Raw genomic sequence first — 25281 nt, 5'->3', positions numbered from 1 at the left:
TTACATATAAAAATTAGATAAGTAAATCTTATATAGAGGAAGTGAGAACAATAGACCCCACAATTCGAATAGAAAATTATTTGACTACTTATTTTGTGAAGTATTATATTAATGATGAGCCTGCTGCATTAATTGACATGCTATACAAGTTTTTGCTTAATCCGTACTATGACAGTAAAGTTCCATCTGCAAGAACGAGTTTACAGGATATCTATATCAAATTAGAAAAAAATATGATTATGACTATGAATGCATTACTTGTGATGAATTGCTAATTTACGATAGATATTCATTGCGAGGTAGGGTTGCATTTTTTGAACTAATGCGTATTTGTTTACCAAGTTTTGCAATAATTAAAGAAGAGGATAAAGAGATAAAAGTAGAAGCATTTTTATCGATATATGATAATGGTTATTGTGGAATCATGCACAAATATACAGAAATAAATATCCCTATATTGCTAGAGACAGATGACTTTTTCGGGCTTTTCAAGGATATTAAATTTATTAAACTTGACAAATTGTTAATAGAAATTTTAGATATCGGCTATTTGGATGATTCAAATAATCCATTTGTTTATATTACAAAAGAAGATTTTTTAAATATAATTTATGAAAATCCTTTTAATATTCATAAAGAATTAATATTTAAAATATTGTCAATAAATTATGACTCAGATAGTACGACAAATGAGGATAAAGTTGAGTTCAAAAGTAACTCAGAATATTTCCGTGTATATAATTTGTCAGCTAATAGAAAAGTAGATGAGAAGATAATAAACAAAATAAAAATAATATTTGAAGGATTAGATGATTTGTGTAATTTTAATAGTAATGTATACCCTAGAATGCTTGATTTAAGTGTAGATCAAAACGAAATGATATTACTATCAAATGATTATCTTTTATTTATTAAAGAACCAGAATATAAATTAAATAATAGAAATTTTACTCCCATATATGCAATAATAGAACATTTTTTAAATGAAAGATGTAAACTATACGAAGCACAAGATGAACTAAAAAATATTGATTTGTCAAGTGATATAACTTTAGATAGACTTATAGAATTTAGAGACAAGTATTTGTATGCTATTAAGATGGATATTGGATATGAATTTTATAATCCTAACAAGGCTCAAATTGCTGAACATATAAAAGAGACTTTAAGAATTAATTTTTTATATACTGAAATGCAAAAAAATATTTGAGAAATATTTTAGAGCTACAAAATTAAGCTCTGAAATTCAGGAAAAAAGAAGGCAAATGCAAGAAAAAATAGAGAAAATAAATTTAATAAATTAACTCAGATATTTACCCTTATGCTTTCTATTCCAGCAGTTACACAAATAGTTGAACTGTTATATACAATAAAAGTGAAAAAGATTTTTATCTTCCCAATGGGATTAGCAAAGTTTATATCATCAATAATTAGTAACATAATAATTTTTACGGTTTTTTGGAAAAATGATAATGAATGCTAACAGTGATAATATTATAGGTTTTCATTACTTCAATGAGTTGTTTGAGACAAATTTTAGTGGAATTAAATAAACAGCTAAAATTGTCACCACACTGTTTAGTTATAGATTATAAATAGTTTTAAAAGTATATTGGGACATGATTATAAATGATACACTACTCCACTTAGATTGATTACTTTAATACTTATGTAAAAAATGTAGAAAAAGGTATTAACATAAAGAAGTAATCATGTTATATTTTATAAGTCGTTTATCGATTTTGGTGGACAATTAGTAGGTACAAATGGGAACTAAGGGTACTAAAAAAGCCCAAAAGATAGAAGAAGAGAACAAAAATCGAACACAAGAAACCCAATGATATCAAAGGGTACACAGAGTTGGTAGAAAATAGGGTTATCATTTATTTAGATTGTGGCTCTGAAGGTCGTGAGTTTGAGTCATATCATCTATTCTTATAAAGAATCCCTGTGATTTCAATAATCACAAGGATTTTTGTTGTTTGACAACTATTGACAAGATTTAAAGTTGTTTTTGAAAAAATCGGACAGAGGGTCAGGACTAATAGTACTGGTATTATTTTATTTAAAAGAAGGAGTTCGGGAGAATATATATAATATTAATATTTAAAATGATGATATTCTTAGTATTAAGTAATTTAAATCTAGTTATGTACAAAATCATATTAGAAAGAACCTAAACTAAGGAGGGTTTAATTATTCAATTACTTGACTTTCTTCAATCAGCACTTTTTATATATAATATATAAGGACTATCGCGACACCAATACTAATAAGTAAAAAGATATAGTAGGAAATGGGTAACATCTTAATAAGTCAAAGACTTGATTAGTTATCTTGATACAATGTATATCCACTTTTATGCAGTTAGTTTTGTTAAAGCAGGGTATAGATTTGTTGAAATGAAGATGTTAGAAAATACGAGGTTATTATTCAAAGCTAAAAGACTAGCAGATGTTTCTAAAGATATTGATGAGTTAACAGAGGAAGGCAAGAAGCTTGTAATTGAGAGAGTGGACAAGTTAAATCCTATAGGACTAGCGGGGTTATATAATGTATTTTTGGAGTATATGGAGTAAGAGTGCTCATTAGGAAACTATAGATTATTGTGATTGGATTAACATTTTTTTGATGATGAAGATATTTGACGACTCAGATCTGATGATAAATCAATGTACATGGCAGTGAAGTGTAGATTAAGTTATGGTATTTATAATAGCAATACTTACTTAGGCCTTCAAATATATTAATTATAATTAAGGGGAAGATGAAAATTGAATGACAAAAATTTAGAAAATTTTTCAAAAAAATTAATATTCTATTCAATGATTTTAATTATAGCGATTGTAACAATATCATATGCTATCCAAAAATGGAATTGGATAGAGATTGCTTATTGGTTAGCAGGAATCTTAGTACCATTAATAACCTTTGCATCGGTATATCTAGTTTTAGCTACTTTAAAAGTACAACAAGAGCAGCTGAAAGTACAAAAACAAGAAATCATTAAAATGCAAGAAGAAGTGAGTCGGCAAAATAAAACTATAAGTTTGCAAAGATTTGATAATACATTTTTTTTATTACTAGAAAAGATGAATGAATCTTACAATAATATTATACAATCTAAACCAGAGCATTTTAAAGATGTTATTCAATTAATTAATAATCAGATTACAAAGCAATGTGAGAATTTAGATAATGATATTAACAAATCTTCTTATGACATCAATAAAATGTTGTACGAAGCAATATATCTAGGTTGTCTTAATACAGAAGAAAATTACCTTGGTCTAGGATTAGATTCTATTTATATTTATTTTATACAAACTATAACCCTTCTAATTCAAAGTGAAAGTTTCTTAGATGATGTAGAAATAAATTATTATTTTGATTTTATTACATTAGAACTGGATAGTGATGTTCTAAATATAATCACATATAGACTTATTTATATGGATGAATCTACAATAATAAGATTTTTGGGAAATCGGAGCTTAATTGATAAACTCAATACTATAATGTCTCCAATAAATTTAACAAGCTTTAGAAGTATGTGGACATATATTTATAATAAGTCTGGGAACTTATACCCATCCCCAATAGAAAATTTATTCAATTAGCATCTTCAATTGTATATCCAATAGAATTGTATAAGTTTTGAAGGTAATTGTAGATCAAACTATTGGTTAAGGTTCATACTTCAGAAAGATGATAGAAAGAAAGAATTGATCAGTCAGAAATTGAAATCATTAACTAAAAGAATAATGTAAAAACCGTATCGAATATTTTATAAGATGTAAAATAGTGGTTAATTTAGGATAAAGCATGTGTGAATATTCGCTGTCGTGGATCCAATATGATGCGTTATTTATGGGAGGATGTTTAAGTATGGGTATTCTTGATTTATTATTAGATACTGGACTTAACAAATATATTTTATCACTTATTATGATTAACGGTCTAATTCTAGTTATCGAGGTTACTTTAAGTGTAGATGAAGATAAAGACCAAATTACAATTTTTAAGCGGCGAGAAAGATGGATTAATGTAATTCATATTATAATTTTTTTTAGTATTTTTATTTTTATTATAGAAAGAGTTTACTATAAAATAAAGCTTCTTAAATTGGTTTATATTTATTATATAGCACCTATAGGAGCAACTATTATAATATTATGGAGTTATATAAAAGCATTAAAAAAGAATGAATTGAATAAAGATGAAATTCAAGCATTTATAAATCTACCACTACTATTATTCATTTTTTTTGGTTCTAAAGAAATTAATGACGTTTTACACACTATACTTGTGAGTATCTCTAATAAAAGCATTTTAGCTTTCCAAACAATTGCTGTTTTTTTATATTTGATTAAGATAACATTTTTAAGTTTTTTGGGAATTTGTAATATTTTTATAACTATAAAATATTTAAAAAAATTAATACGTTTAATAAATGATAAAATAAATTATAAGTATCCTAATAAAATAATAGATTTAATTATTAATGGTAATTGGTCTCTTTACCAATTTTCTCTATTTCAAAAGCATAAGGAATTTAAATTTAAACGAATATTAATGTTATTAATAGATTTATTAATTGCTATAGTAAGTAATATTATTTTTATTATATGGGTTTTTATTAGACACATCTTATTAGTAATGATATTCATAATAAGACATTTTATTATATTTATAAAAAATATAACAAGTAGCACTATTTCTCTATTTGTATTTAAATGGTTTAGACTAATGTTGATAATTTCTGTAATTATAACTTATGTTCAACTGAAGTTAACTAACTTAAGAATTAAGGAACCAGTTATGGATATATTCGAATTAGTTTGTACTGTAATTTTAATTCCTTTAATTTTGGAGCAAATGACAAATTTAAAATCAAATGTAAAAGAAGAAGGTAGTCAAGATAATATACGGAGAGAAGTAGAAATTGATCCTTGATTCAATTGAATTACTTTGAATTAATTAAATGGGGTGTAAAAAGTATGGCAGAGCTATGGAGTAGTCAATTTTCCACTGATATTATAACAACTTTAATAGGTGTATTTGCAGGAGGGTTATTAACAATTTTAGTTAATATAATTAGCGAAAGAAAACGGATGAAGTTAGAACTTGAAATTAAATCTTTGAGTATTATTATTCCATTACTTAGAGAATATTCGTTTGAACTTACAAACCAAGGAATTTACATTATGGAATTAGATAATGTTAATGATTATAAGTCTCCTCGAAAATCACAAAGTGTATTAGTGAGCCTTATTACTGAAATTGATATAAACAAGTATGTATTAAATCCTTTTCATAGAAAACTAACTAATATTAATAAAATGAGGTTGAGAATTGAAGGTGCCTGGGCAGAAGAGAAACAAACACTAATAAAGCTTTCTGAGAAATTCAAAGAAGATAAAGTATCCGAACTAATGAGAAATGCGGAAGTAGCTGTTTTTTTAGAGGATAATTGCAAGAAGTATTATGAGCTTCATGAGTACATTTTATCTCTTATTGATGAAATGAACGAATACTACTTGAAAAAATTGTTTAGAGTAAAGAAAAGAATAGAATAACATTATATGAAATATGGAACTAATTACTTTTTTAATTTCCTTTATAATATTAATTAGTTGGGAAATCTAAAATTCAGACTTATCGCAGATTATAATTATGTATTTAATCCTCAAGTACATCTTAAAAGATTTTTTGAGACAATTGATAAGGATTATGTGTTTTTAGTAGATGAAGCTCATAATTTAGTAGATAGATCAAGGGAGATGTTTTCAGCCCAAATAAATAAAAATAGTTTTATAGAAATAGAAGAGATATTTAAAGACAAATTCCCCAAGATTTATAGACAAATAAATAAGGTGAAAAAGAAATTAGGAAAATTAGAATTATATCTAGATTATAAAGAAGAATATTATCAAAGGGAAGAAATTTCAGATTTATATAGACCTGTAGAAAAAGTAATAAGATCTTTGGAACCTTTTTTAATAGAAGAAAAATCCCACGATGACTATAGTAAGGTGTTAGATTTTTACTTTAATCTAGTAAGCTTTATAAAGATATCTGAATTCTATGATGAACACTATATTGTATATATAAAAATAGAAAATGGAGATATAATATTTAAACTTTATTGTGTAGATCCTTCATATGTTTTAAAGCAAGCTATGAATAGAGGAAGAAGCAGTATACTATTTTCAGCTACATTATCTCCCATAGATTATTATATGGATTTATTAGGTGGAGATAAAGATGACTATCATATACTTCTTAGTTCTCCATTTCCAAGGGAAAACTTATGTCTTATGATAGGCGATAGAATTTCTACTAAATATAAGGATAGGCAGAATTCATATGTAGACATTGTAAAATATATTGAAGAATTTATTAGGACAAAGAGTGGTAATTACTTTATATTTTTCCCTTCCTATAAGTACATGGAAACTGTCTATGAATTAATTTTAGAGAAAAATCAAGATTTAAATATAATTATACAAGAAAGTAATATGACTGAAGAAGATAGGGAATCTTTTTTAAATAATTTTCATGAAAAAAATGATATAATTGCCTTTGGAGTTATGGGTGGAATTTTTTCTGAAGGAATTGATTTAACAGGAGATAAATTAATAGGAGTAGTGGTAGTTGGAGTAGGGTTACCTATGATTTGCTTTGAAAGGGATATAATAAAGGATTACTTCAATAATCAAAGTGATAAAGGCTTTGAGTATGCTTATACTTATCCTGGAATGAATAAAGTATTACAGGCAGCTGGTAGAGTAATAAGAAGTCCAGAAGATAAGGGAGCTATACTACTTATAGATACAAGGTATAGAACAATTAAGTATAGAAGCCTATTTCCTAGAGAATGGAGAAAAAACAAGAATGTAAAAAATGAAGTGTATTTAAAAAACATATTAAACAAATTTTGGAAGAATATAGATTAGGAGTGAAATACATGGTTAAAAAAAATGAAATAATAGAATTTGAAATAGAAGAAGTAGGTTTTCCTAATAAAGGAAGAGGAAAGTTTGAAGATAAAAATTTAAAGTTCAAGGGTGGTATAAAGGGTCAAATAGTAAAGGCTAGAGTTAAGAAAAAGAAGAAAGGACATATGGAAGTTAAATTATTAGAAGTAGTAAAGAAATCCTCTCTAGAGACTAATGTGGGATGTGAACACTTTGGAAATTGTGGAGGATGTGCCTACCAATCCATTGATTATAAAAATGAACTAAAGCTAAAAGAATTACAGCTAAAATATCTATTTGAAAGTGAAGGGTTAGATGTAAACTTTTTAGGAATAGAAGAAAACCCTAATCCAGAAGGATATAGAAACAAAATGGAGTATACCTTTGGAGATGAGTATAAGGATGGGCCCTTAGCACTTGGTATGCATAAAAAAGGAAGATTTTATGAAGTTGTAAATGTGGATGATTGCAATATAGTAGATAGTGATTTTACAAAGATTAGAAAGAGAGTTTTAAATTATTTTCAAAGTATAGGGGCTAAGGAATTTAATAGAAGATCTCATATAGGATTTTTAAGACATTTAGTTATAAGAAAGGCCTTATCTACTAAAGAAATTATGATTAATCTAGTTACTACTACTCAAGATAATTTAGATGTAGAGGAGTTTTTAAAAGTTTTACTTAGAAATGATTACAAAGGAGAAATAACAAGTATATTCCATACTTTAAATGACAGTATGGGAGATGTGGTAAAGGCAGACAAATTAGATCTATTATATGGAAGAGATTATATCGTAGAAGAGATACTAGGCCTTAAATTTAAAATATCGACCTTTTCTTTTTTTCAAACTAATACCTTTGGTGCTGAGAAATTGTATTCTATAGCTAGGGAATTTGCAGGAGATATAGATGATAAGATTGTATTTGACTTATACTCAGGTACAGGAACCATAGCACAAATAATGGCACCAGTAGCTAAAAGAGTGGTAGCCATAGAAATAGTAGAAGAAGCAGTAGAAAAGGCAAAGGAAAATGCCCAGTTAAATAGTATAGAAAACATAGAATTTATAGCAGGAGATGTATTAAAAGCTATAGAAAATGTAGAAGAAAAACCAGATTTAATAATAATAGATCCACCAAGAGAAGGTATAAATCCTAAGGCTATTGATAAAATAATAGACTTTGACCCAGAAAAATTTGTATATATATCCTGTAACCCTATAACTTTAGTAAGGGATTTAAAGGTGTTTGAAGAAAGAGGATATAGGATAGAAAAGGCTAAGGCTATGGATATGTTTAGTAGAACACCTCATGTTGAAGTAGTAACACTGCTTACAAGGAACGAAGCGAGTTGTAAGTAGATGTACGTCTCATGTCAGGAATGTCCAAGAAGGCGAGCGATAGCGAAGGCTGATTGGGTACATTCTACGGATGAAGCAGCAATTCTGATGATGTATTGTGGTTTGAGGACGAAATTTGGGTCGAAAATCGGTGAAAAAAGACCCTTTTTCACCTTGTTTTTAGGGGTGTTTTATAGATGACATTAGGTAAAACGAGTAAAGTTGGGTATAAATGATAAAATGAGAGTTGTAAATATGTAATAATATGTTAGTAGATTTATAGGTTAAAGAGAGTTTATATAATGTAGATAAGTATTATATAGCGAAGTAAATAAAAGCGAGGTGTTCTATGAAAAATAAACTAAGAAATGATAGAAATATCAAAATATTTTTAGGACTTATTTTAACATGGCGGTGTTTATAAAGATTTTCAATGGAGGGAATTCAAGGATTAAGCGCAATTACTTTTTTTAGTGGAATTGTAGGAATCTTAGCTTTTTTAGCTGCTTATAAGACTCATAAAAAAAATATTGAGAATGATAAAAATTGATTTAGTGAACATCATCTATATTAGATGTAACTAAAATTATCATAAATTATGACAAACTCACCAATATTTAAGATATATTTAGAAGGTCTAATTTTAGCTAATATGAGTTTGACACAATAAGAAATTAGTAGAATTAAAATAAATCAAAGTAAATATAATTTTTAGATTTTATATTTGATCCTTTAGAATTTTGAAACCATATGTAAGTAAGGATAGTAAAAGTTTTTGAATTTATAGATATCAACTGAAAGGGAGGTATTGAGATGGAAGGTATTATATTAATATTCTTATTAGCAATCCTAGTATGGAATATAAAACAAGGATTTGAAAGAATCGATGAACGATTAAAAGAAATCTATGAGATTATTGTCAAGAATAATGAATAAAGGTTTTAAATTTTTGATATTTTTACTTAATAAGTATAAGCATCAAGATCTAAGATGCAGTAACTACTTTGTATATGGTGGTGTTTAATGGATAATTTACCATAATTCATGTTTAAATGTTCTTATGGAGGGTAAAAGATTTTATGAAGGGTAATTTTTAATAAATGATAAGGGAGAGGAGAGATAAGATGAAAAGCATAAGCAGTAAAAGTACAAAAAAAGTATTAAGTGTTATAATGTTGTTGTGTCTTATTTTATCATCAACTTTAGCATATGCAGATCCTACAAATTCCAAAAAAATCATATCATTTGATTTGGAAGAGTGGGAAGAAACAGTCGTATTTGCTGAAGTGGAGGTATATGAAGGAGATAAGAGGAATAAAAAAACAACAGATAATATTTCAATTAAACATAATATGAAAACAATGGAAAATTTAAAAAATATTTATAGCAATGAAGAGTTGTATAGAATGATGCAAGATAATCTATATCAGGCAATTGAAGATCAAAAAAATGGTTCTTTTATCATTTGGGATAAGGATGTTGTGGAAAATAAAATTAAATATCAATTTCCAAATATATATAAAGAAATTAAAGAAAATGAATTGCTAAATTTTGACTATACATTTTTTTCTGATAAAGATAATAATGTAATAAGATCAGAAGGATTCAAGGATTTTACGTTTAGTCTATTGTTTGAAAATGCACTTGGGCTTAATATAATGGATTTAAACTCTTATTTAGAATGGAAATATGATAGTGATGGTGTAATAACTTCTGTGACTTCTGATGATTATATGAATGTTTATGGGTACTGGGAAGATTTAGGAATTAATGCTTCACATGATAAGTATTCATCTGATAGAAAGACTTGTACTCATTATACAGAAGCTAAAACACGTCATAATCCACTAATTGGTCCAACGGGTAGTATTATTTATCCATGGATGAAAATGGAGTTAACACAGAAATATGGAAAACTTAAAGATTCTGGTATAAAATAAATATACTTATTTATTTTAAACTTTAAAAATGATTATGATGTAATAAATATATTAAGCTTGTCTTAATGCTAACTATGACAAATTGCTTAAAACTAGCGAAATCATTGGTATCAGGAAGACAGAGTAGGTTTTAAAATTTAAAACTCTTTCATTTTGTTTTATGGGATTGTCTTAACATGCTATAAAATATAATTAAGTAAAACCCAAAAATAATAATTCATCAATAAAAGCACTAAGATATAAAAAAATCTTGGTGATTCTTTTTATATAAAACTAAATAGATTACTACAAATGGCGAAGTTTTAGATTGGTCAATAGACCAAATAGACTTCGCTATTTTTTGTGTCCAAAAACAGAAAGAAAGGAATGAGAAAAATGACAAAATTATTTATGTATGGTACATCCTTGGAAGGAATAGAACAACTGATAGATATAAATTTTTCTAAAGAATGATATCATAGTTTATCGTTTTATAAGAATTAAAAGCTTTACTTAAAATAATATTTCATGGTATAATTGCACTAAACAACCCACATATCTAATTGGAGTGTGGATGTGGAGGTGCAGGAAATGGATAAAAAGGATCTTTTCAAAGTTTTTGAAAACAATGGTGGTATATTAAGAACTTACCAACTTAATGAACTAGGATTTTATAGTAGACAAATAAATAAATTAATAGAGAATGGTGATATTGCAAGGATAAAAAGGGGATTTTATGAACTTACAAGTAATATATACCCAGAAGAAGTTATGATAGCAAGATTATTTCCTAATGCAGTAATCTTTCTAGAATCTGCTTTGATGATTTATGGATATACTGATAGAATACCTTTATCATGGCAAATAGCTGTAGATAGAAATAGTGAAAAAGGACAGTATAAAATAGATTATCCATTAATAGATGTATTCTATATGGAGCCAAAGCTTTTAGATATAGGAGTAGATATAAATCAAATAGAAAATGTTGATGTTAAAGTATTTAATAGGGATCGGACCATATGTGATGTTTTGCGGTATGAAAATAAAATAGAAAGAGAAGTATTTAGTAATGCTATTCAAAGATATGTAAAGGACCCCAAAAAGGATATCAAAAATCTCCTAGAATATTCCAAGTTATTAAATCTAAAGAATAAGGTCCAAACATATATTGGAGTGTGGTTATAATGAAAAATAAATCAGAATCAATATTAGTAAGACTCAAAAATGAATCAAGGAAAAAAGGTATTTCATTACAGCAATTATTAAACTTATTTTGTCAGGAGGAATTCATTAGAAGGCTTGCTATGTCAAATTTTAAAGCTAATTTAATTCTAAAAGGTGGTTATTTCTTATATTCAATTAGTGAATTTACATCAAGACCGACAATTGATGCGGATTATTTGCTGGAAAATTATTCTAATGATCTAAATACCATAGAAAAGCTTATTATTGAGGTTATCTCTGTAGAAACAAAAAATGATTTTATTGAGCTTCAAATTAGAAATTTAGAAGTAATTAGTGAACTCAAAGAATATAGTGGTGTTAGGATAAATCTCATTGGAATTATTGGAAGAACCAGAACTCCTTTTAGTATAGATTTTGGTGTTGGAGATATTATAATTCCTTCACCAGTAGAAAGGATCTTGCCAGTGTTACTTTCAGATTTTGACCAGCCTAAGATTTTCACATATTCTTTGGAATCAACAATAGCAGAAAAGATAGATGCGATTATTTCACTTATGGAACTAACAGGTAGAATGAAGGATTTTTATGACATATACTATATAGCAACAACATTTGATTTTGAAGGAAGGAAATTGCAAGAAGCACTATATGAAACTTTAACAAATAGAGGAAGAGCATATGAGAAAGGCTCTATTTCTGATATTCTTAGGCTAACGAAAGATACAGAAGTTCAGAAAAGATGGGATAATTTTTGTAAAAAGATATTAAATTATGAATTAGATTTTATAGATGTTGTTAATATAATTATTAATTTTATATCACCACCTTATGAGTCGATTCTTGAGGAAGATGAATTCTTTCAAAAATGGGATTCTAAAAAAAGAAAATATGATAAATGAGAGATATGAATTTTATCACCAAGGGAGTAATATCAAGCTATGACATCTTTATTGTCACCTCAAGGCATGTTGAGATAATTGTGAAGTTGCAGAGACAACTAGATTAAGTAATATCAATGGTTTAAGAACATATCCATTTAAAATTGTAGATATGAGTCAATACTATGGACAAAAATTTAGGCTTTCTTCTGTTTCACCGCCAATCTTAGGCTCAAAATCTTAAGCAAGCTATGCTGGCCTACAAATTTGTCATATTCTTTTGATGCATATTGTGAACCTCTTTTTCATTTAGTTTAGTTGTGGGAAAGTTCCTATTTACCAAGTTTTCACTTTTTTCATAAACTTTAATAGTTTTCTGAGGTCTATATTTTTTAATTACTATTAATCTGATACCTAGTTTTTTCATATGCCTTTGGACTAATTTTACGCTGATGTTCTCATATCCAATACTTTTAGTCCTTTACGAATTTTGGGGCATTATAGATTTTATTACTATCATTATAGACTTTTAAAATATCTCATTAAAGCTTTTTATTAACAGATGTTTACTTATTATTAGTTTTTCTTTTCTCATTCTATTGATTTCCTTAAGGTTTTTGGAATCTCCTTCTCCTGCATTAATTGGAGATTTCTTATGGCAGGAATATCAATTTCTTAAGCATTCAAGTATTAAGCTATCTTTCTAGTTGAAATCCTCTCTAAAGCTAATTCATATATTTTTTTAACCATGCAAGCAACTTTCTTAGCAATAATGATTTTAAAAGCAATAATATGCAAAGCAATTATTGTAACTTATAAAATATTCAGACTATTTAAGTTGTCGAAAACATATTATAATGCCTTAAATTTTTTGTATCATCTCTTGAAATCTTTAAACTATTAATAAATTCTCCATTTTCTTCTAATCTATTTCTTGAAAATAGCATTTTTAAAGAAACTGGCATCATTGGCCTAAATGAGAAACCATTGTATAATCCCCATCTTAAATCTGTATCTAAAAAAGTAGCAAGTATTTTTATATTTGATTTTTCCATACCTGTGTCTAAATTTACTAATTCTATATTAGTAAGTGCATGAAAATGTTCAATATATCCTTGATACTTGTTTTCACAATCTTGATAGATGTTATAATCTTTAAAATTCATATAGAAATATACTTTCTTTTTATTACCCTTAGAATAGTTTGAAATTTCCATTATACACCTAATTAATTCATCACTTCTTCCGTCATAATAATAAGAATATATGATATCAATATTATCAAAAAATGTAGGAATATACTCTTCTGTTTTCTCTTTTTCTGTACTAGGTACATATATTAATTGGTCTATAGGAACTTTTAGCGCGTCAGAAATATCATATAAAGTCTCTAAATCAATAATAATATTTCCACTTTCGTATTTTGAAATAGTAGACTCACTTTTATTTATCATATATCCCAGTTGGGATAAAGTTAAGTTTCTCATTTTTCTAAAACCTTTTATTCTTTTACCGATATGTTTAGATCTCATATACAATCCTTTCTTATAAATCAAGTTAGTTATTGAAATAAGCCCACAAATGATTATTAAAATATATTATAGCATATTTTATATAAAAATGTCGTATAAATCAAGTTCTTTTAAAAGTCGTTTATTTTCAAGAAAGAAAATGTTTTTGTAAATAATATTTATTAATGATAGATTAAAAGAAAAAGGAGGTCAATTATGAAAAAATACAATTTTGATGAAGTTATTGAAAGAAGAAATACTAATGCTTTAAACACAGATGGTTTTAGAAGTTACATTTTTGCAGCATCTGATGATGATGACTCAATGAAATTTCCTTATGAAGACAACGAATTTATAAGGATGTGGGTTGCAGATATGGAATTTGCCACTCCTGATTGTGTGTTAGATAAGATTAGAGAGAGATTAGATAAAAGGATTCTAGGATATACTAGAATATTTTCTGATGAATATTATAATGCATTTAGATCTTGGTGTGAAAGAAGATATGAGTGGTCATTTGAAGAAGAAGAGTTATTGACATCTAATGGGGTTATACCTGCGTTATATGATTTGACCGGTCATCTACTAGAAGATGATGAAAAATTATTATTTTTAACACCTTCATATGCATATTTCCAATATTCTGCGGATGTTAATGGGAATGAGGCAGTGCATTCAGATTTAATTAATAATAATGGCTATTTTGAAATAGATTATGAAGACTTTGCCAAAAAAGCGTCAGATGAAAAAACTAAATTACTAATATTTTGCAATCCGCATAATCCAACAGGTAGAGTGTGGAAAAAAGAAGAATTAGAAAGATTAGCGGAAATTATTGAAGAAAATAATTTGTGGGTAATTTCTGATGAGATTCACTGTGATTTATTAAGAAAAGGTCAAAAACACATACCTCTTGGCAAGGTAATGCCAAACTATAAAAGATTAATTACATGTATGGCAGTAAGTAAAACTTTTAATACAGCTGGACTAATGTTTTCAAATTTAATAATTAGAGACGAAGAATTAAGAAAACAATGGAATGAAACTCATATTAATTTTGAAAATCCATTATCAATTGCTGGTGCTATGGGGGCTTATGAATCCGGAGACGATTGGTTAGAAGAATTAAGAGAATATCTAGATAACAACTTTAAAATAACTGAAGAATATTTAAAAGAAAACTTATCAAAAGCTAAATTTAGAATTTCAGAAGCTACATATTTGGCTTGGGCTGATTTAAGTGAATATTTCGAGCCTGAAGAAGATTTATCTGAGTTTTTCGCATATAAAGCAGGGGTTTTATTAGAAGGCGGAAGAATGTTTGTACAAAATTCAGACTGTTTTATTAGATTGAATTTAGCTATGCCTAAAGCTATGTTATTGAAAGGATTAGAAAGAATCTCAGAAGCAGTAAATAATAAGATCAATGCTTAATTGTGAGGTCTATTAAATAATATCGATACAATATTATTTAATTTTTTTGAAATAAATTTGATATTAGGAGGTAGTAATTATGGGGAAAAAAAATAAACAACTAGGTTTATGGAACATAGTTGGACTTGGAGTGGGTGGGGCGGTAGGCTCAGGAATATTTGTTACCTTAGGTGGTGCCATTGAAAAAACAGGTAGATCTATTTTACCTATAACTGTTATTTGTGTATTTTATATGCTTTTGGCTTATTGGTATAACGTAGCTATGTCAGGTATCTTTGAAGTAAAAGGTGGAGATTACAGCATGAAAGGTATGCTGTTACCACCAATTTTAACTGGTTATGGTGGATGGACTAATGTAATTTGGGCATTTGGATTTACAGGATATTCATTAGCCTTAACTGATTACTTAAGTGAATTATGGCCTGTGTTAGCATCTAATAGGACTATAACAAGTGCTATAATATTAACAATGTTCTTCTTACTTTCTATAAAAGGGAACAGGATTATAACAATATTTCAAAATATAGCAACATTTCTTTTAATAGGAGCCTTAGTAGTATTTATTGTTTTAGGAATTCCACAAGTAAATGCTAGCAATTTTTTTGATATGTCTTACGATGGTGGTTTTGTACAAAATGGCTTTGGAGGCATAATGAGTGCAATTGCCATTATGGGATGGGCATGTCAAGGGACTACTATGGGACCTGTAGGGGTAATTTCTATAACTAAAGATCCTAAGAAAACAGTTCCTATGGGAATAATTGTAACTTGTGTTATAGTTTCAATAGTTTATGGTTTAATGTCTTATGTAGCGACAGGTATTTTACCTTATGAGCAAGTAGCAGGACAAAATATAAGTGTAACTGCAAGAGAATTTTTACCTGGAGGATTATTTAATTACTTTGTTTTAGGTGGAAGTATTTGTGCAATAATTTCGTCATTCTTATCGGTTTTAGCAATGATTAGAGACCCACTTTCTAACATGGTTGAAGATGGTTGGTTGCCAAATTCTTTCAAAAAGAAAAGCGAAGATGGTTATCCATATTATATGTTCTTAATTGTGTATGTTGTAGCTTTAATTCCTATTTTAACAGGTATGAGTGTTAGTAATGCTATATCTATGCTTATGATACCAACGATGTTAATAAATGCTTACTTAAATATAGCATGTGCTACTATACCTGATAGGTACCCAGAAAGCTTTGCAAGAAGGTCAATTAAGATTTCTGTAGGAACTTATAAATTTTTAAGTATTCTAGGAGGCATTTGTGCGCTTATTATTGCTTTCACTTTATTTAAAGATTTGACAGCACAGGATGCGGTTGTAGCAGCAGCTGTAGTTATTATTCCATTAATATTCTCTGGAATTGCTTTAAAAAATGGTAGTGTAGATAAAAATGATTTGGAAAAAAATAAATTAGAAATAATAAACGATGCACTGAATGATTAATATTAAAGTATTATAATTGTGTTGTAATGCCCCTAAAAATCTATTTTCCAGATTTTGTAGGGGCATTTGTGTTATATATATAATATTTTGTGCCCATACCCTATATACTAATATCAACAGCCATTCTTGGACTGCAGGATTATAGGTAAATGAAAGCTGAACTAGAATCACTAAGAACTCTTGCAGAAGCAGCAGAGGATGTTCAGAATGAAAGAGTGGCATACATGCAGAAGTCTATAGATGATCTTCGTAAATCCCTAGTGGGCAGAAACAATAAAAATATAGAAGAATCCATTAATCGTTTAAAAGAGTTTCCTAACCCAGGAAGTATACCTAGATATTCTATTTTGAAAAATTAGGGTTATAGAGTAGTCATTATAGAGAAACATTTTATATTTTATAAAGTAAATGAGGAAAATAAAGCAGTTACTATATATGCTATAGTTGATAGAAGAAAGGAATATCAAAATTTAATATAGTCAGGGTGAAATAACCTTCAGCTCTATAGCGATTAGCTTTAGGGCTTTTTTCATATTTATTATAATTTAACTATTAGAGGAGATGAACTTTTTAGTAATTTGATTTTTAAGAAAAAGTATAATTAATAAGAAGTTACCTACCACCAAGGGGCCACTATCTCCTTACGACATCTTTATTGACCTCTCAAGGCATTGTGAGGTAGTTGTGAAGTTAGAAAGACAATAGAATATAGTAAGAGGAATAATTTAGCCATTGGATATTTAGATGGTATTTGATGGCTTTTTGTATTTCGAAACATGTCTACTTAGGAAAAAAGTAAGCAAGATAAACAAGAAATAATTGTATGTATGGAGACAAAAAGCATTTTAAAATGGCACTTTTTTAAATAGACATCTGTCACTATGCAAGAATATGAGCTTGAAGGAGAGACAATAATTTTTCGATTGAATAAAACTTTAGGTACTGTCCTAAAGGACATTCAGCGTGTGGGAAGGCATCCATATCCTCAATGAAAGCCAAGCTGATAATTGATAATTAATTTGATGAATATGACCTCAAGGGTGTTATTAGGCTAAAAGAAAAATTAGAAATGGAAAAAGAGGGTGGGTTAGCTAAAGAAGTATTAAAATTTAATTTTAATAGTAATCTTATGTTTTTATTATAAAATATGAATAAATAATAAATATATGGACAAGCTATGACTATAGAACAAAAGAAAGGGGTAAATAAACTATGAAGATTATACCAAGAATAGTTTTAGCTGATTTAGAAAAATATTTAGATTTGTTCGACTTTAGATTGTCTGAAGAAACAAGAAAAATTTTAAGTGAAGTAGAAGAGTTTGCGTATCAATGTGATAATCCACCAAATCACAATCTGTTTCTTAGCGAAACAATGAGAAATTCAAAAATAATACGAGATGTAGTTAAAGAAAGTAATAAAAATCCTGATTTGATAGCATTAAAATTAGAGAAAGATTATTATAATTGTATAGACAAAATAGCAAAATATAATGAGGATTATTACAGTTATTCAGAAATAGATAATAGACAAAGAAATGATAAAACTGCTATTATTGATATTGCCTTAGAATACTGTGCTAAGGATAATAGAAACATACTAAAAAATGAAGATATATTTTTAGCAGCTATAGATGATTATGAAAGAATTTTACATGAAGATGATTCACAATGGGTAGATAAAAGGCTCAATAAAGCAGATATAACATTCTCACATGTATGTGGTTATTATGATGATACTCTAGAGATAAAATTTGAAGAGATAAGAAAAACACTATTTAATATTAAAGAAGATAATAGAATTATTAAAGTTGCATAATAAGCTACGGAGATTGGTAATGGAGAGAATGATAGCTATGAAAAATATAGAACAATAACTATATAAGGAAAGGCGAGGTTAAGGTCAATCAAAGATCGAATAAACTTCGCCATTTTTATATCTAAAATAGAAAATAAGGAGGCTTAATAAAGCAAAAGAAATAAAGATTCATAATATGCTGATAGATAAAACTAGTCGATCTAGTGAAATTAAGTATGAAAGGTTATTAGGTGAAAATCTTATTACTTAATGTAACAATAAAAACTTGTAATGCAACAATGGCTATGTTATATTTAGAATAAAGATGTTATATTGGAAGGTGTTTAAAATGGTATTGAGATTAAAACGATATTTAAAAGATAATATAGATGAACAAACAACAATAAAAACCTGGAATTATACGAATAAAATTCCTATATTCTTAAGAGACATTTATAAATCTTATACAATGAAGATATTAGGAATTCAGTGTATTTTGCTTGAGATTATTGATGAAGCACCAAGGATTGATGCTATTAAGAAACATATAAAGACAATTGAGAAAATAACAAATGAGCAAATCGTACTTTATTATAGGGAAATAACAAGATATCGAAGAAAAAGCTTAATTCAAAATAAGATTCCATTTGTTATAGAAGATGGTCAAATTTTTTTGCCCTTTTTAGGACTTCATTTAAAAAATATAGAGGATTCTTTGGAAAAACAAATAAATACATTTACTCCCTCTGCACAAATGGCCTATCTTTACTTTCTTTACAACAAGGAGACCGTAGTAAATACGACAGAGTTTTCAAAAGTTTTTGAATGGAATCTAATGACATCTTCTAGGGCGTTAAATGAATTATATAAAGCTAAGCTTCTTATTTATGAAATCGGAGGTAAGACGGGTAGAAGTAAGTATTATAGTAGAATTTCTGATCCAGATTATTTTCAAAAAGGTAAGGTTTTTCTCAATTCTCCTATAAAAAGAACAGTCTATGTAAAAAGAGAACCTAAAAGTGCATTGATTGCTGGATTAGAAGCATTATCAGAATTATCTATGATAAATCCGCCTCAACATAAAGTAAAAGCAATTTATAGTGATGATTTAAATAAGAATAATTTAGAAATTATAAACAATAAAGATATTATTAAAGATGAAAGATTGGTAGAACTTCAAATATGGGAATATGATCCCAAGCTTTTTACGATGAAAGATATTGTAGATACGGCTTCATTGTATGCATCTTTGAAAAAAGAAAATGATGAAAGGATAGAGCAGGCACTTGAAGAAGTCTTGCGAGAAAAGAAATGGTATATGGATTAGAAAAATTCAAGGAATATTTGGAGGATTATACAAATCAATATGTTTTTATTGGGGGAACTGCTTGTGATATATTGATGAATGAATTAGGCGCTTCCTTTAGGGCGACTAAAGACTTAGATATTGTGCTAATTATAGAAGCATTAGACGATTCTTTTGGAAATAAATTTTGGAAGTTTATAGAGGATGGAGGATATCAATATCGAGAAAAAAGTACAGGAAAAGAACAATTCTATAGATTTAGTAAACCTATAAAAACTGGATATCCAGTTTTTGAAATAGAAACAGTGATTTTATTTAAAATTAAGGCTTGGCTTGATATGAAAGAAAAATTAGAAAACGGTGAACATGTAGATTCAAGAAATATCAAAAAACATAAGAATGATGTATTTAGGCTTCTTGCTAATGTATTACCTTTCAGTAAAGTAGAAATAGATGAAAAAATAGAAGCGGATATTAGGCTGTTTATTGAAATGATTGATCATGATAGACCTGATTTAAAAAACTTAGGAATTAAAGGGGGAGGGTTCGATTATATGATAGAATTGCTTCAAAATGTATATTTAAAAACATCAGAAGCGTTCTAAAATATTGAAATTATTATGCTGGCACCAAGGAGGTAATATCTTCCTGAGACATCTTTATTGTCATCTCAAGGCATGTTGAAGTTGTAACACTGATTGTGAAGAATGTTATGCTCCCTCAAGCTTAAATTTGAGGGAACTTTTACCGTGTATAATAGTTAGTTCAATTGGATTAGTATTTGAGTTATTGATAGAAATATATAAATTTATATAATATTTGAGAGGTATATTTATGAAAAAAATTGCAGAAAAAGAGGATAAAAAAAGAAGATTTATTGGCATGAGGGTTATAAAAACAGTTATCTCTGTATATATATGTTTTCTAATAAGCTTTGTTAGAAATGGAATTCCATTTTATTCAGCAATAGCAGCAATACTTTGCATGCAAAGCGACTATGCTAATAGTCTTAAAGTTGGAAAGAGTAGGATGGTAGGAACTTTGATTGGAGGGATATATGGATTTTTAGCAATAATATTTATTGATTATGTAAATGTTGAACTAGTTTCTTATGTTCATTACTTAATTTTAAGTTTATTTTTAATTCCAATTATATATACGAATGTATTTTTTAAAGTTAATAGTTCTACCTACATTAGTTGTGTAGTTTTTTTTAGTATAACTGCTTCCAGTGGTAGAAATATGGGGCCAATGTATTTTACATTAAATAGGATGATTGATACATTAATTGGGATAGTGGTCTCCCTTGTTGTAAACTTAATTATGTAAAAAAATACTTTTAATACTGTATTTTTGGGATAGGTTAGACTTAATAGGACGGATCTTTTATATAATGCGACATAATTATTAATATTTAAATTATTAATAATATTCTTTAAAACTGAATAATACGATGTTGTAAAAGTAGAATAATATGGAAAAATATAATATAATTTTCTTATTAGATAAATCATATTAGTGAAATGTAACAAAAATATTCCCATTAAAGGAGTAGAAAAATAATGAATCTGAAAGAGAATAAAATTATTAAGTATACAACAATAGGTATTAATGCTATATTTTGTTTAATATTTCCATTCAGTATAGTGGGGGCAATGGTTTCCCCAATGGTATTTGATGCCACAGGTTCTACGGAAATTTTTTATATAAAAGCATTGTTCTTATCTACTTTCTCAATTCCAATAGTTATCTTAGTATCTGTAATAACATCATTCTTATTTTTATTCAAGTTTAAATCATATAAAAAAGCATTCTTGTTTAGCCTATTGCCATTAATTAATTTTATTATAATTTATTTTCTTTTCTTATTTGAATCTCTTTAAATCAACCTATAGAACTATCAAATTATGAAGTAATTGCTTATATAGATGAAATACTAGAGGCAATTGAAGGAGGTGAATAATATGACTTTTTTAATAGATGATTGGATAGATGAACTTGTGTTAAAAATAAAAAAAGAATTTGGACAGAGAGTTTCTTTTATAGGGCTACAAGGAAGCTATAGGCGTAATGAAGCAAGTGATAGTAGTGATATAGATATTGTAATTATTCTAGATACGCTAAATATCCAGGACTTAAAAAAATACCGTGGGATAATTTCTAAAATGCCTTACAAAGAAAAAGCCTGCGGATTTATTTCAGGGAAAAGTGAAATTTTATGTTGGGAAAAATCTGATTTGTTTCAATTCTATTATGATACTAAGCCTATTTACGGTAGTATAGATTATTTGCTGCCCATGATAGATAAAGAAGATATTAAACGTGCTATAAAAATTGGTGGGTGTAATTTGTATCATGGATGTTGTCACAACTTTCTTTATGAAAAGAGTGTGGATATTTTATCACTCCTTTATAAATCAGTGTTTTTTATTTTACAAGCTAAACATTTTTATGAGACAAATCAATATATAAGCAATAAAATAGATTTAAGAAAAAATTTAAATAAAGCAGATTTAGAAATCTTAGATATTTGTATTAATAGAGATAAACTAATTTCAACTGATGAATTCAATTTATCCTTGTATTCTGAAAAACTAATAGCATGGAGTAGTAGAATTTTACAATTGTATTAAATTCTAAAGTTTATAAGTAGGCGTAACAATATAGTGACATTATCTATATACTCTCTTTATGGTAGACAGATTAAATAAAAAATCTGAATACTACAAGGGAGTATTTTTTATGTCTAAAAGATTTAAGTATACAAAGGAACAAAAATATAATTAAAATAAATATAGGATCTAATGATATTGGTTTAATTCTGTAATTTATATGTAATTTATATGTAATTGTTTTGTAAATACTCTTAAACTCTATAGTTGTATAATAAAGTTAATTGAATAAGAAGAAGGAGAATGGTAAATAAGTCAAAAATTATGAGGTGTTGCATCAATTAAAAATCTTCTGTATTTTAAAGGGAAAAAGATTTAAAAGAATTACTTTTAAATTCTATAAATATGGAATTAAAAGAGGATTCTATCTATTTTATACTTTTATAGAAATAATAAATATAACTTAAGAGGAGAGATACATATGAAGAAAAAAGTGATACTATGTGGTACTCTTGTATTAGCTTTAGCTATGAATGCAGGTTGCCAGAATGAAGATATGACAAATGTTAAAAATGAGAAAAAACCAGTAATAGAAACTGCAGAAAAGGCAGATAAGCAAGAAATTCAAACTAGTCAAGAGGATGAACTTATAAAATTTGAATCTGATATAATAGATTTTTCAAAAGTAGAATATAAATCATCTGAAACTGAAAGGGATGAAAAGCTAGAAGAGGCTATTGTAGATTATTTAAACTATAATAAAGATGAAGATGGAAAGTTGGTCTATTATTATAACAATGTTGATCTTAATGGGGATGAAAAAGAAGAAATATTTGTTTACTTAATAGGACAACTTGCATCAGGCACAGGTGGGTCAACAGCTTTAATAATTGATCAAGAAAATTATGAGATAATATCTAAATTTTCATTAGCTAGAAATCCTATTATAATTAGTAAGGAAAAAACAAATGGATGGAATGATATTATAATGCAAGTATTTGGTGGAGGATCAGAATATTTCTATGCTAAAATGGAATTTGATGGAGAAAAATATCCATCTAATCCTTCAATATCACCTAAGTTAGAAGAAAAATCAATAGTAGATGGGTTAGCCATTATTTCCAATACAGTATCTATAGAAGATGGAATAGAAATTAAATAGATAAATTCTAATTTTTTATACCTTTGGAACTGTTATGCTTGAAAACTAGGAATATATAATATTAACTTGTAAAATTTATTATTCTATGATATATTTCTATTTGTATAAAGAAAAAACTTAATATCAAGTTAGAGGGGGGTCTATATTAATAGGCTGAGATAGGGATGTTATTCCTGACCCTAAGAACCTGATTTGGGTAATGCCAACGAAGGGATTTAGCTAGGGAAGTTGTATTTATGCTGTATACTTTTGTTAGTATACAGTTTTTTTGTTTTATAAAGGAGGCGAGTATAGTCAAGTTTAAAATAATGACACAAATATAAATAAAGTGTCAGAAGGGCTAGATTCTTTGAAATGGCTTAAGGAAAATTAAGACAGGGAGAAGATGAAAATGAAATATACAACTCAAATGGATGCTGCAAGAAAAGGAATTATAACTAAAGAGATGGAGATAGTTAGCAAAAAAGAAAATATAGATATAGAAATACTAAGGGAAAGAATTGCAAAGGGCGAAATTGTTATTCCTGCCAATAAAAATCATAAATCCTTAGATCCACAAGGAGTAGGTCGAGGATTGAAGACTAAGATAAATGTGAATTTGGGCATTTCTAGAGATTGTCCTAATGTGGATACAGAGTTAGAAAAAGTAAAGATTGCAATAGATATGGAAGCAGAAGGAATTATGGATTTAAGTTCCTTTGGCAAGACAGAAGAATTTAGACAAAAATTAGTAAATATGTCTACTTCTATGATAGGTACTGTGCCAATATATGATGCAGTAGGATTTTATGATAAAGAATTAAAAGATATTACAGAAAAAGAATTCTTAGATGTAGTGAGAAAGCATGGAGAAGATGGGGTTGACTTTGTAACTATTCATGCAGGACTAAATAGAGATACAGTTAAAATACTTAAGAAAAATAGTAGAGTTACCAATATAGTTTCAAGAGGAGGATCCTTACTATATGCATGGATGGAATTAAATAATAAGGAAAATCCTTTTTATGAATATTATGATGAACTACTAGATATATGTGCAGAGTATGATATTACTATAAGTCTAGGTGATGCCTTAAGGCCAGGAAGTATAGCAGATGGTACAGATGCACCACAGATCGCAGAGCTAATGGTATTAGGGGAGTTGACAAAAAGGGCTTGGGAGAAAAATGTGCAAATTATAATAGAGGGACCAGGCCATATGAAATTAAATGAAATTGAGGCGAATGTATTATTAGAAAAGAAGTTTTGTCATGGAGCACCTTTCTATGTATTAGGGCCATTAGTTACAGATATAGCACCAGGATATGATCATATAACATCAGCAATAGGTGGAGCTATAGCTGCAAGTCATGGAGTAGACTTTCTATGTTATGTAACACCAGCAGAACATTTAAGACTACCTACATTAGAAGATATGAAAGAAGGAATCATAGCTTCCAAGATAGCTGCCCATGCAGGAGATCTAGCTAAAGGAGTACAAGGTGCAGATGAATGGGATTTAAAGATGAGTAAAGCTAGACAAAGATTAGATTGGGAAGAAGTATTTAAATTGAGTATAGATGAGGAAAAAGCAAGAAGATATAGGAAAGAATCTAGTCCAGAGCATGAGGATAGTTGTACTATGTGTGGCAAAATGTGCTCAATGAGAAATATGAATAGGATTATGGAAGGAAAAGATATAAACATACTAAGAGCGGAGGACTAAAA

At 27.8% G+C, this 25281-nt stretch carries 22 protein-coding genes and 1 riboswitch; of the genes, 21 read left to right on the top strand and 1 reads right to left on the bottom strand.

Annotated elements, in window-relative coordinates; genetic code table 11:
- The first annotated feature begins 322 nt into the window (after positions 1 to 322).
- The 11 genes from AC4PG3_RS12155 (at position 323) to AC4PG3_RS12105 (ending at position 12323) form a co-directional block, all read left to right on the top strand.
- Positions 323 to 1210 carry a hypothetical protein gene (locus AC4PG3_RS12155; RefSeq protein ID WP_492196892.1) on the top strand — a complete coding sequence of 296 codons (888 nt, stop codon included), beginning with the start codon at positions 323 to 325 and terminating at the stop codon, positions 1208 to 1210.
- Between the two features lie 1192 nt (positions 1211 to 2402).
- A complete protein-coding gene (locus tag AC4PG3_RS12150) occupies positions 2403 to 2579 on the top strand; it encodes a hypothetical protein (protein ID WP_492196891.1) in 177 nt (58 codons plus the stop codon).
- 195 nt (positions 2580 to 2774) lie between these two features.
- On the top strand, positions 2775 to 3620 hold the full coding sequence (locus tag AC4PG3_RS12145) for a hypothetical protein (RefSeq protein WP_492196890.1): 846 nt from the start codon (positions 2775 to 2777) through the stop codon (positions 3618 to 3620).
- Between the two features lie 268 nt (positions 3621 to 3888).
- A complete protein-coding gene (locus AC4PG3_RS12140) occupies positions 3889 to 4956 on the top strand; it encodes a hypothetical protein (protein WP_492196889.1) in 1068 nt (355 codons plus the stop codon).
- Between the two features lie 44 nt (positions 4957 to 5000).
- Positions 5001 to 5579, top strand: coding sequence for a hypothetical protein (locus AC4PG3_RS12135; protein ID WP_492196888.1), 579 nt, complete (start codon positions 5001 to 5003; stop codon positions 5577 to 5579).
- A 57-nt stretch (positions 5580 to 5636) separates the two neighbouring features.
- Positions 5637 to 6959, top strand: a complete 1323-nt coding sequence (locus AC4PG3_RS12130) for an ATP-dependent DNA helicase (RefSeq protein ID WP_492196887.1) — start codon at positions 5637 to 5639, stop codon at positions 6957 to 6959.
- A gap of 11 nt (positions 6960 to 6970) precedes the next feature.
- On the top strand, positions 6971 to 8341 hold the full coding sequence (gene rlmD, locus AC4PG3_RS12125) for a 23S rRNA (uracil(1939)-C(5))-methyltransferase RlmD (protein WP_492196886.1): 1371 nt from the start codon (positions 6971 to 6973) through the stop codon (positions 8339 to 8341).
- A gap of 792 nt (positions 8342 to 9133) precedes the next feature.
- Positions 9134 to 9256: a hypothetical protein gene (locus AC4PG3_RS12120; RefSeq protein ID WP_492196885.1), complete on the top strand. Its 123-nt coding sequence runs from the start codon at positions 9134 to 9136 to the stop codon at positions 9254 to 9256.
- Between the two features lie 188 nt (positions 9257 to 9444).
- On the top strand, positions 9445 to 10260 hold the full coding sequence (locus tag AC4PG3_RS12115) for a hypothetical protein (protein ID WP_492196884.1): 816 nt from the start codon (positions 9445 to 9447) through the stop codon (positions 10258 to 10260).
- 570 nt (positions 10261 to 10830) lie between these two features.
- Positions 10831 to 11424, top strand: a complete 594-nt coding sequence (locus AC4PG3_RS12110; RefSeq protein WP_492196883.1) for a type IV toxin-antitoxin system AbiEi family antitoxin domain-containing protein — start codon at positions 10831 to 10833, stop codon at positions 11422 to 11424.
- A complete protein-coding gene (locus AC4PG3_RS12105; protein ID WP_492196882.1) occupies positions 11424 to 12323 on the top strand; it encodes a nucleotidyl transferase AbiEii/AbiGii toxin family protein in 900 nt (299 codons plus the stop codon). The genes AC4PG3_RS12110 and AC4PG3_RS12105 overlap by 1 nt, the downstream gene beginning before the upstream one ends.
- Before the next feature lie 812 nt (positions 12324 to 13135).
- Here the strand turns inward: AC4PG3_RS12105 and AC4PG3_RS12100 are convergent.
- The gene (locus tag AC4PG3_RS12100; protein ID WP_492196881.1) at positions 13136 to 13834 is read right to left on the bottom strand and encodes a helix-turn-helix domain-containing protein; all 699 of its coding nucleotides are present in this window, start codon (positions 13832 to 13834) and stop codon (positions 13136 to 13138) included.
- 195 nt (positions 13835 to 14029) lie between these two features.
- On the opposite strand from AC4PG3_RS12100, the gene AC4PG3_RS12095 reads away from it, so the two are divergent.
- The 10 genes from AC4PG3_RS12095 to thiC all read left to right on the top strand — a co-directional run bounded on the left by AC4PG3_RS12095 (position 14030) and on the right by thiC (position 25279).
- Positions 14030 to 15247 (top strand): MalY/PatB family protein, encoded by a 1218-nt coding sequence (locus tag AC4PG3_RS12095; RefSeq protein WP_492196880.1) that lies wholly within the window; start codon positions 14030 to 14032, stop codon positions 15245 to 15247.
- A 79-nt stretch (positions 15248 to 15326) separates the two neighbouring features.
- Positions 15327 to 16697: an APC family permease gene (locus AC4PG3_RS12090; RefSeq protein ID WP_492196879.1), complete on the top strand. Its 1371-nt coding sequence runs from the start codon at positions 15327 to 15329 to the stop codon at positions 16695 to 16697.
- Positions 16698 to 16846: 149 nt separating this feature from the next.
- A complete protein-coding gene (locus tag AC4PG3_RS12085; protein WP_492196878.1) occupies positions 16847 to 17056 on the top strand; it encodes a hypothetical protein in 210 nt (69 codons plus the stop codon).
- A gap of 853 nt (positions 17057 to 17909) precedes the next feature.
- Positions 17910 to 18515 (top strand): hypothetical protein, encoded by a 606-nt coding sequence (locus tag AC4PG3_RS12080; protein ID WP_492196877.1) that lies wholly within the window; start codon positions 17910 to 17912, stop codon positions 18513 to 18515.
- Between the two features lie 328 nt (positions 18516 to 18843).
- On the top strand, positions 18844 to 19821 hold the full coding sequence (locus tag AC4PG3_RS12075) for a hypothetical protein (RefSeq protein ID WP_492196876.1): 978 nt from the start codon (positions 18844 to 18846) through the stop codon (positions 19819 to 19821).
- A complete protein-coding gene (locus tag AC4PG3_RS12070) occupies positions 19806 to 20405 on the top strand; it encodes a hypothetical protein (RefSeq protein WP_492196875.1) in 600 nt (199 codons plus the stop codon). Before AC4PG3_RS12075 ends, AC4PG3_RS12070 begins: the two co-directional genes overlap by 16 nt.
- 229 nt (positions 20406 to 20634) lie before the next feature.
- Positions 20635 to 21129 carry an FUSC family protein gene (locus tag AC4PG3_RS12065; protein ID WP_492196874.1) on the top strand — a complete coding sequence of 165 codons (495 nt, stop codon included), beginning with the start codon at positions 20635 to 20637 and terminating at the stop codon, positions 21127 to 21129.
- 635 nt (positions 21130 to 21764) lie between these two features.
- On the top strand, positions 21765 to 22433 hold the full coding sequence (locus AC4PG3_RS12060) for a nucleotidyltransferase domain-containing protein (protein ID WP_492196873.1): 669 nt from the start codon (positions 21765 to 21767) through the stop codon (positions 22431 to 22433).
- Between the two features lie 460 nt (positions 22434 to 22893).
- A complete protein-coding gene (locus AC4PG3_RS12055) occupies positions 22894 to 23574 on the top strand; it encodes a COG3650 family protein (RefSeq protein WP_492196872.1) in 681 nt (226 codons plus the stop codon).
- Between the two features lie 122 nt (positions 23575 to 23696).
- Positions 23697 to 23806: riboswitch (TPP riboswitch) on the top strand.
- Between the two features lie 159 nt (positions 23807 to 23965).
- Positions 23966 to 25279 carry a phosphomethylpyrimidine synthase ThiC gene (gene thiC, locus AC4PG3_RS12050; protein WP_492196871.1) on the top strand — a complete coding sequence of 438 codons (1314 nt, stop codon included), beginning with the start codon at positions 23966 to 23968 and terminating at the stop codon, positions 25277 to 25279.
- The last annotated feature ends 2 nt before the right edge of the window (positions 25280 to 25281 follow it).

The sequence above is a fragment of the Tissierella sp. QWL-11 genome, from assembly GCF_058683765.1.
The sequence above is the reverse complement of the archived record's forward strand: the minus strand, read 5'-3'. Positions and strand labels throughout refer to the sequence as shown.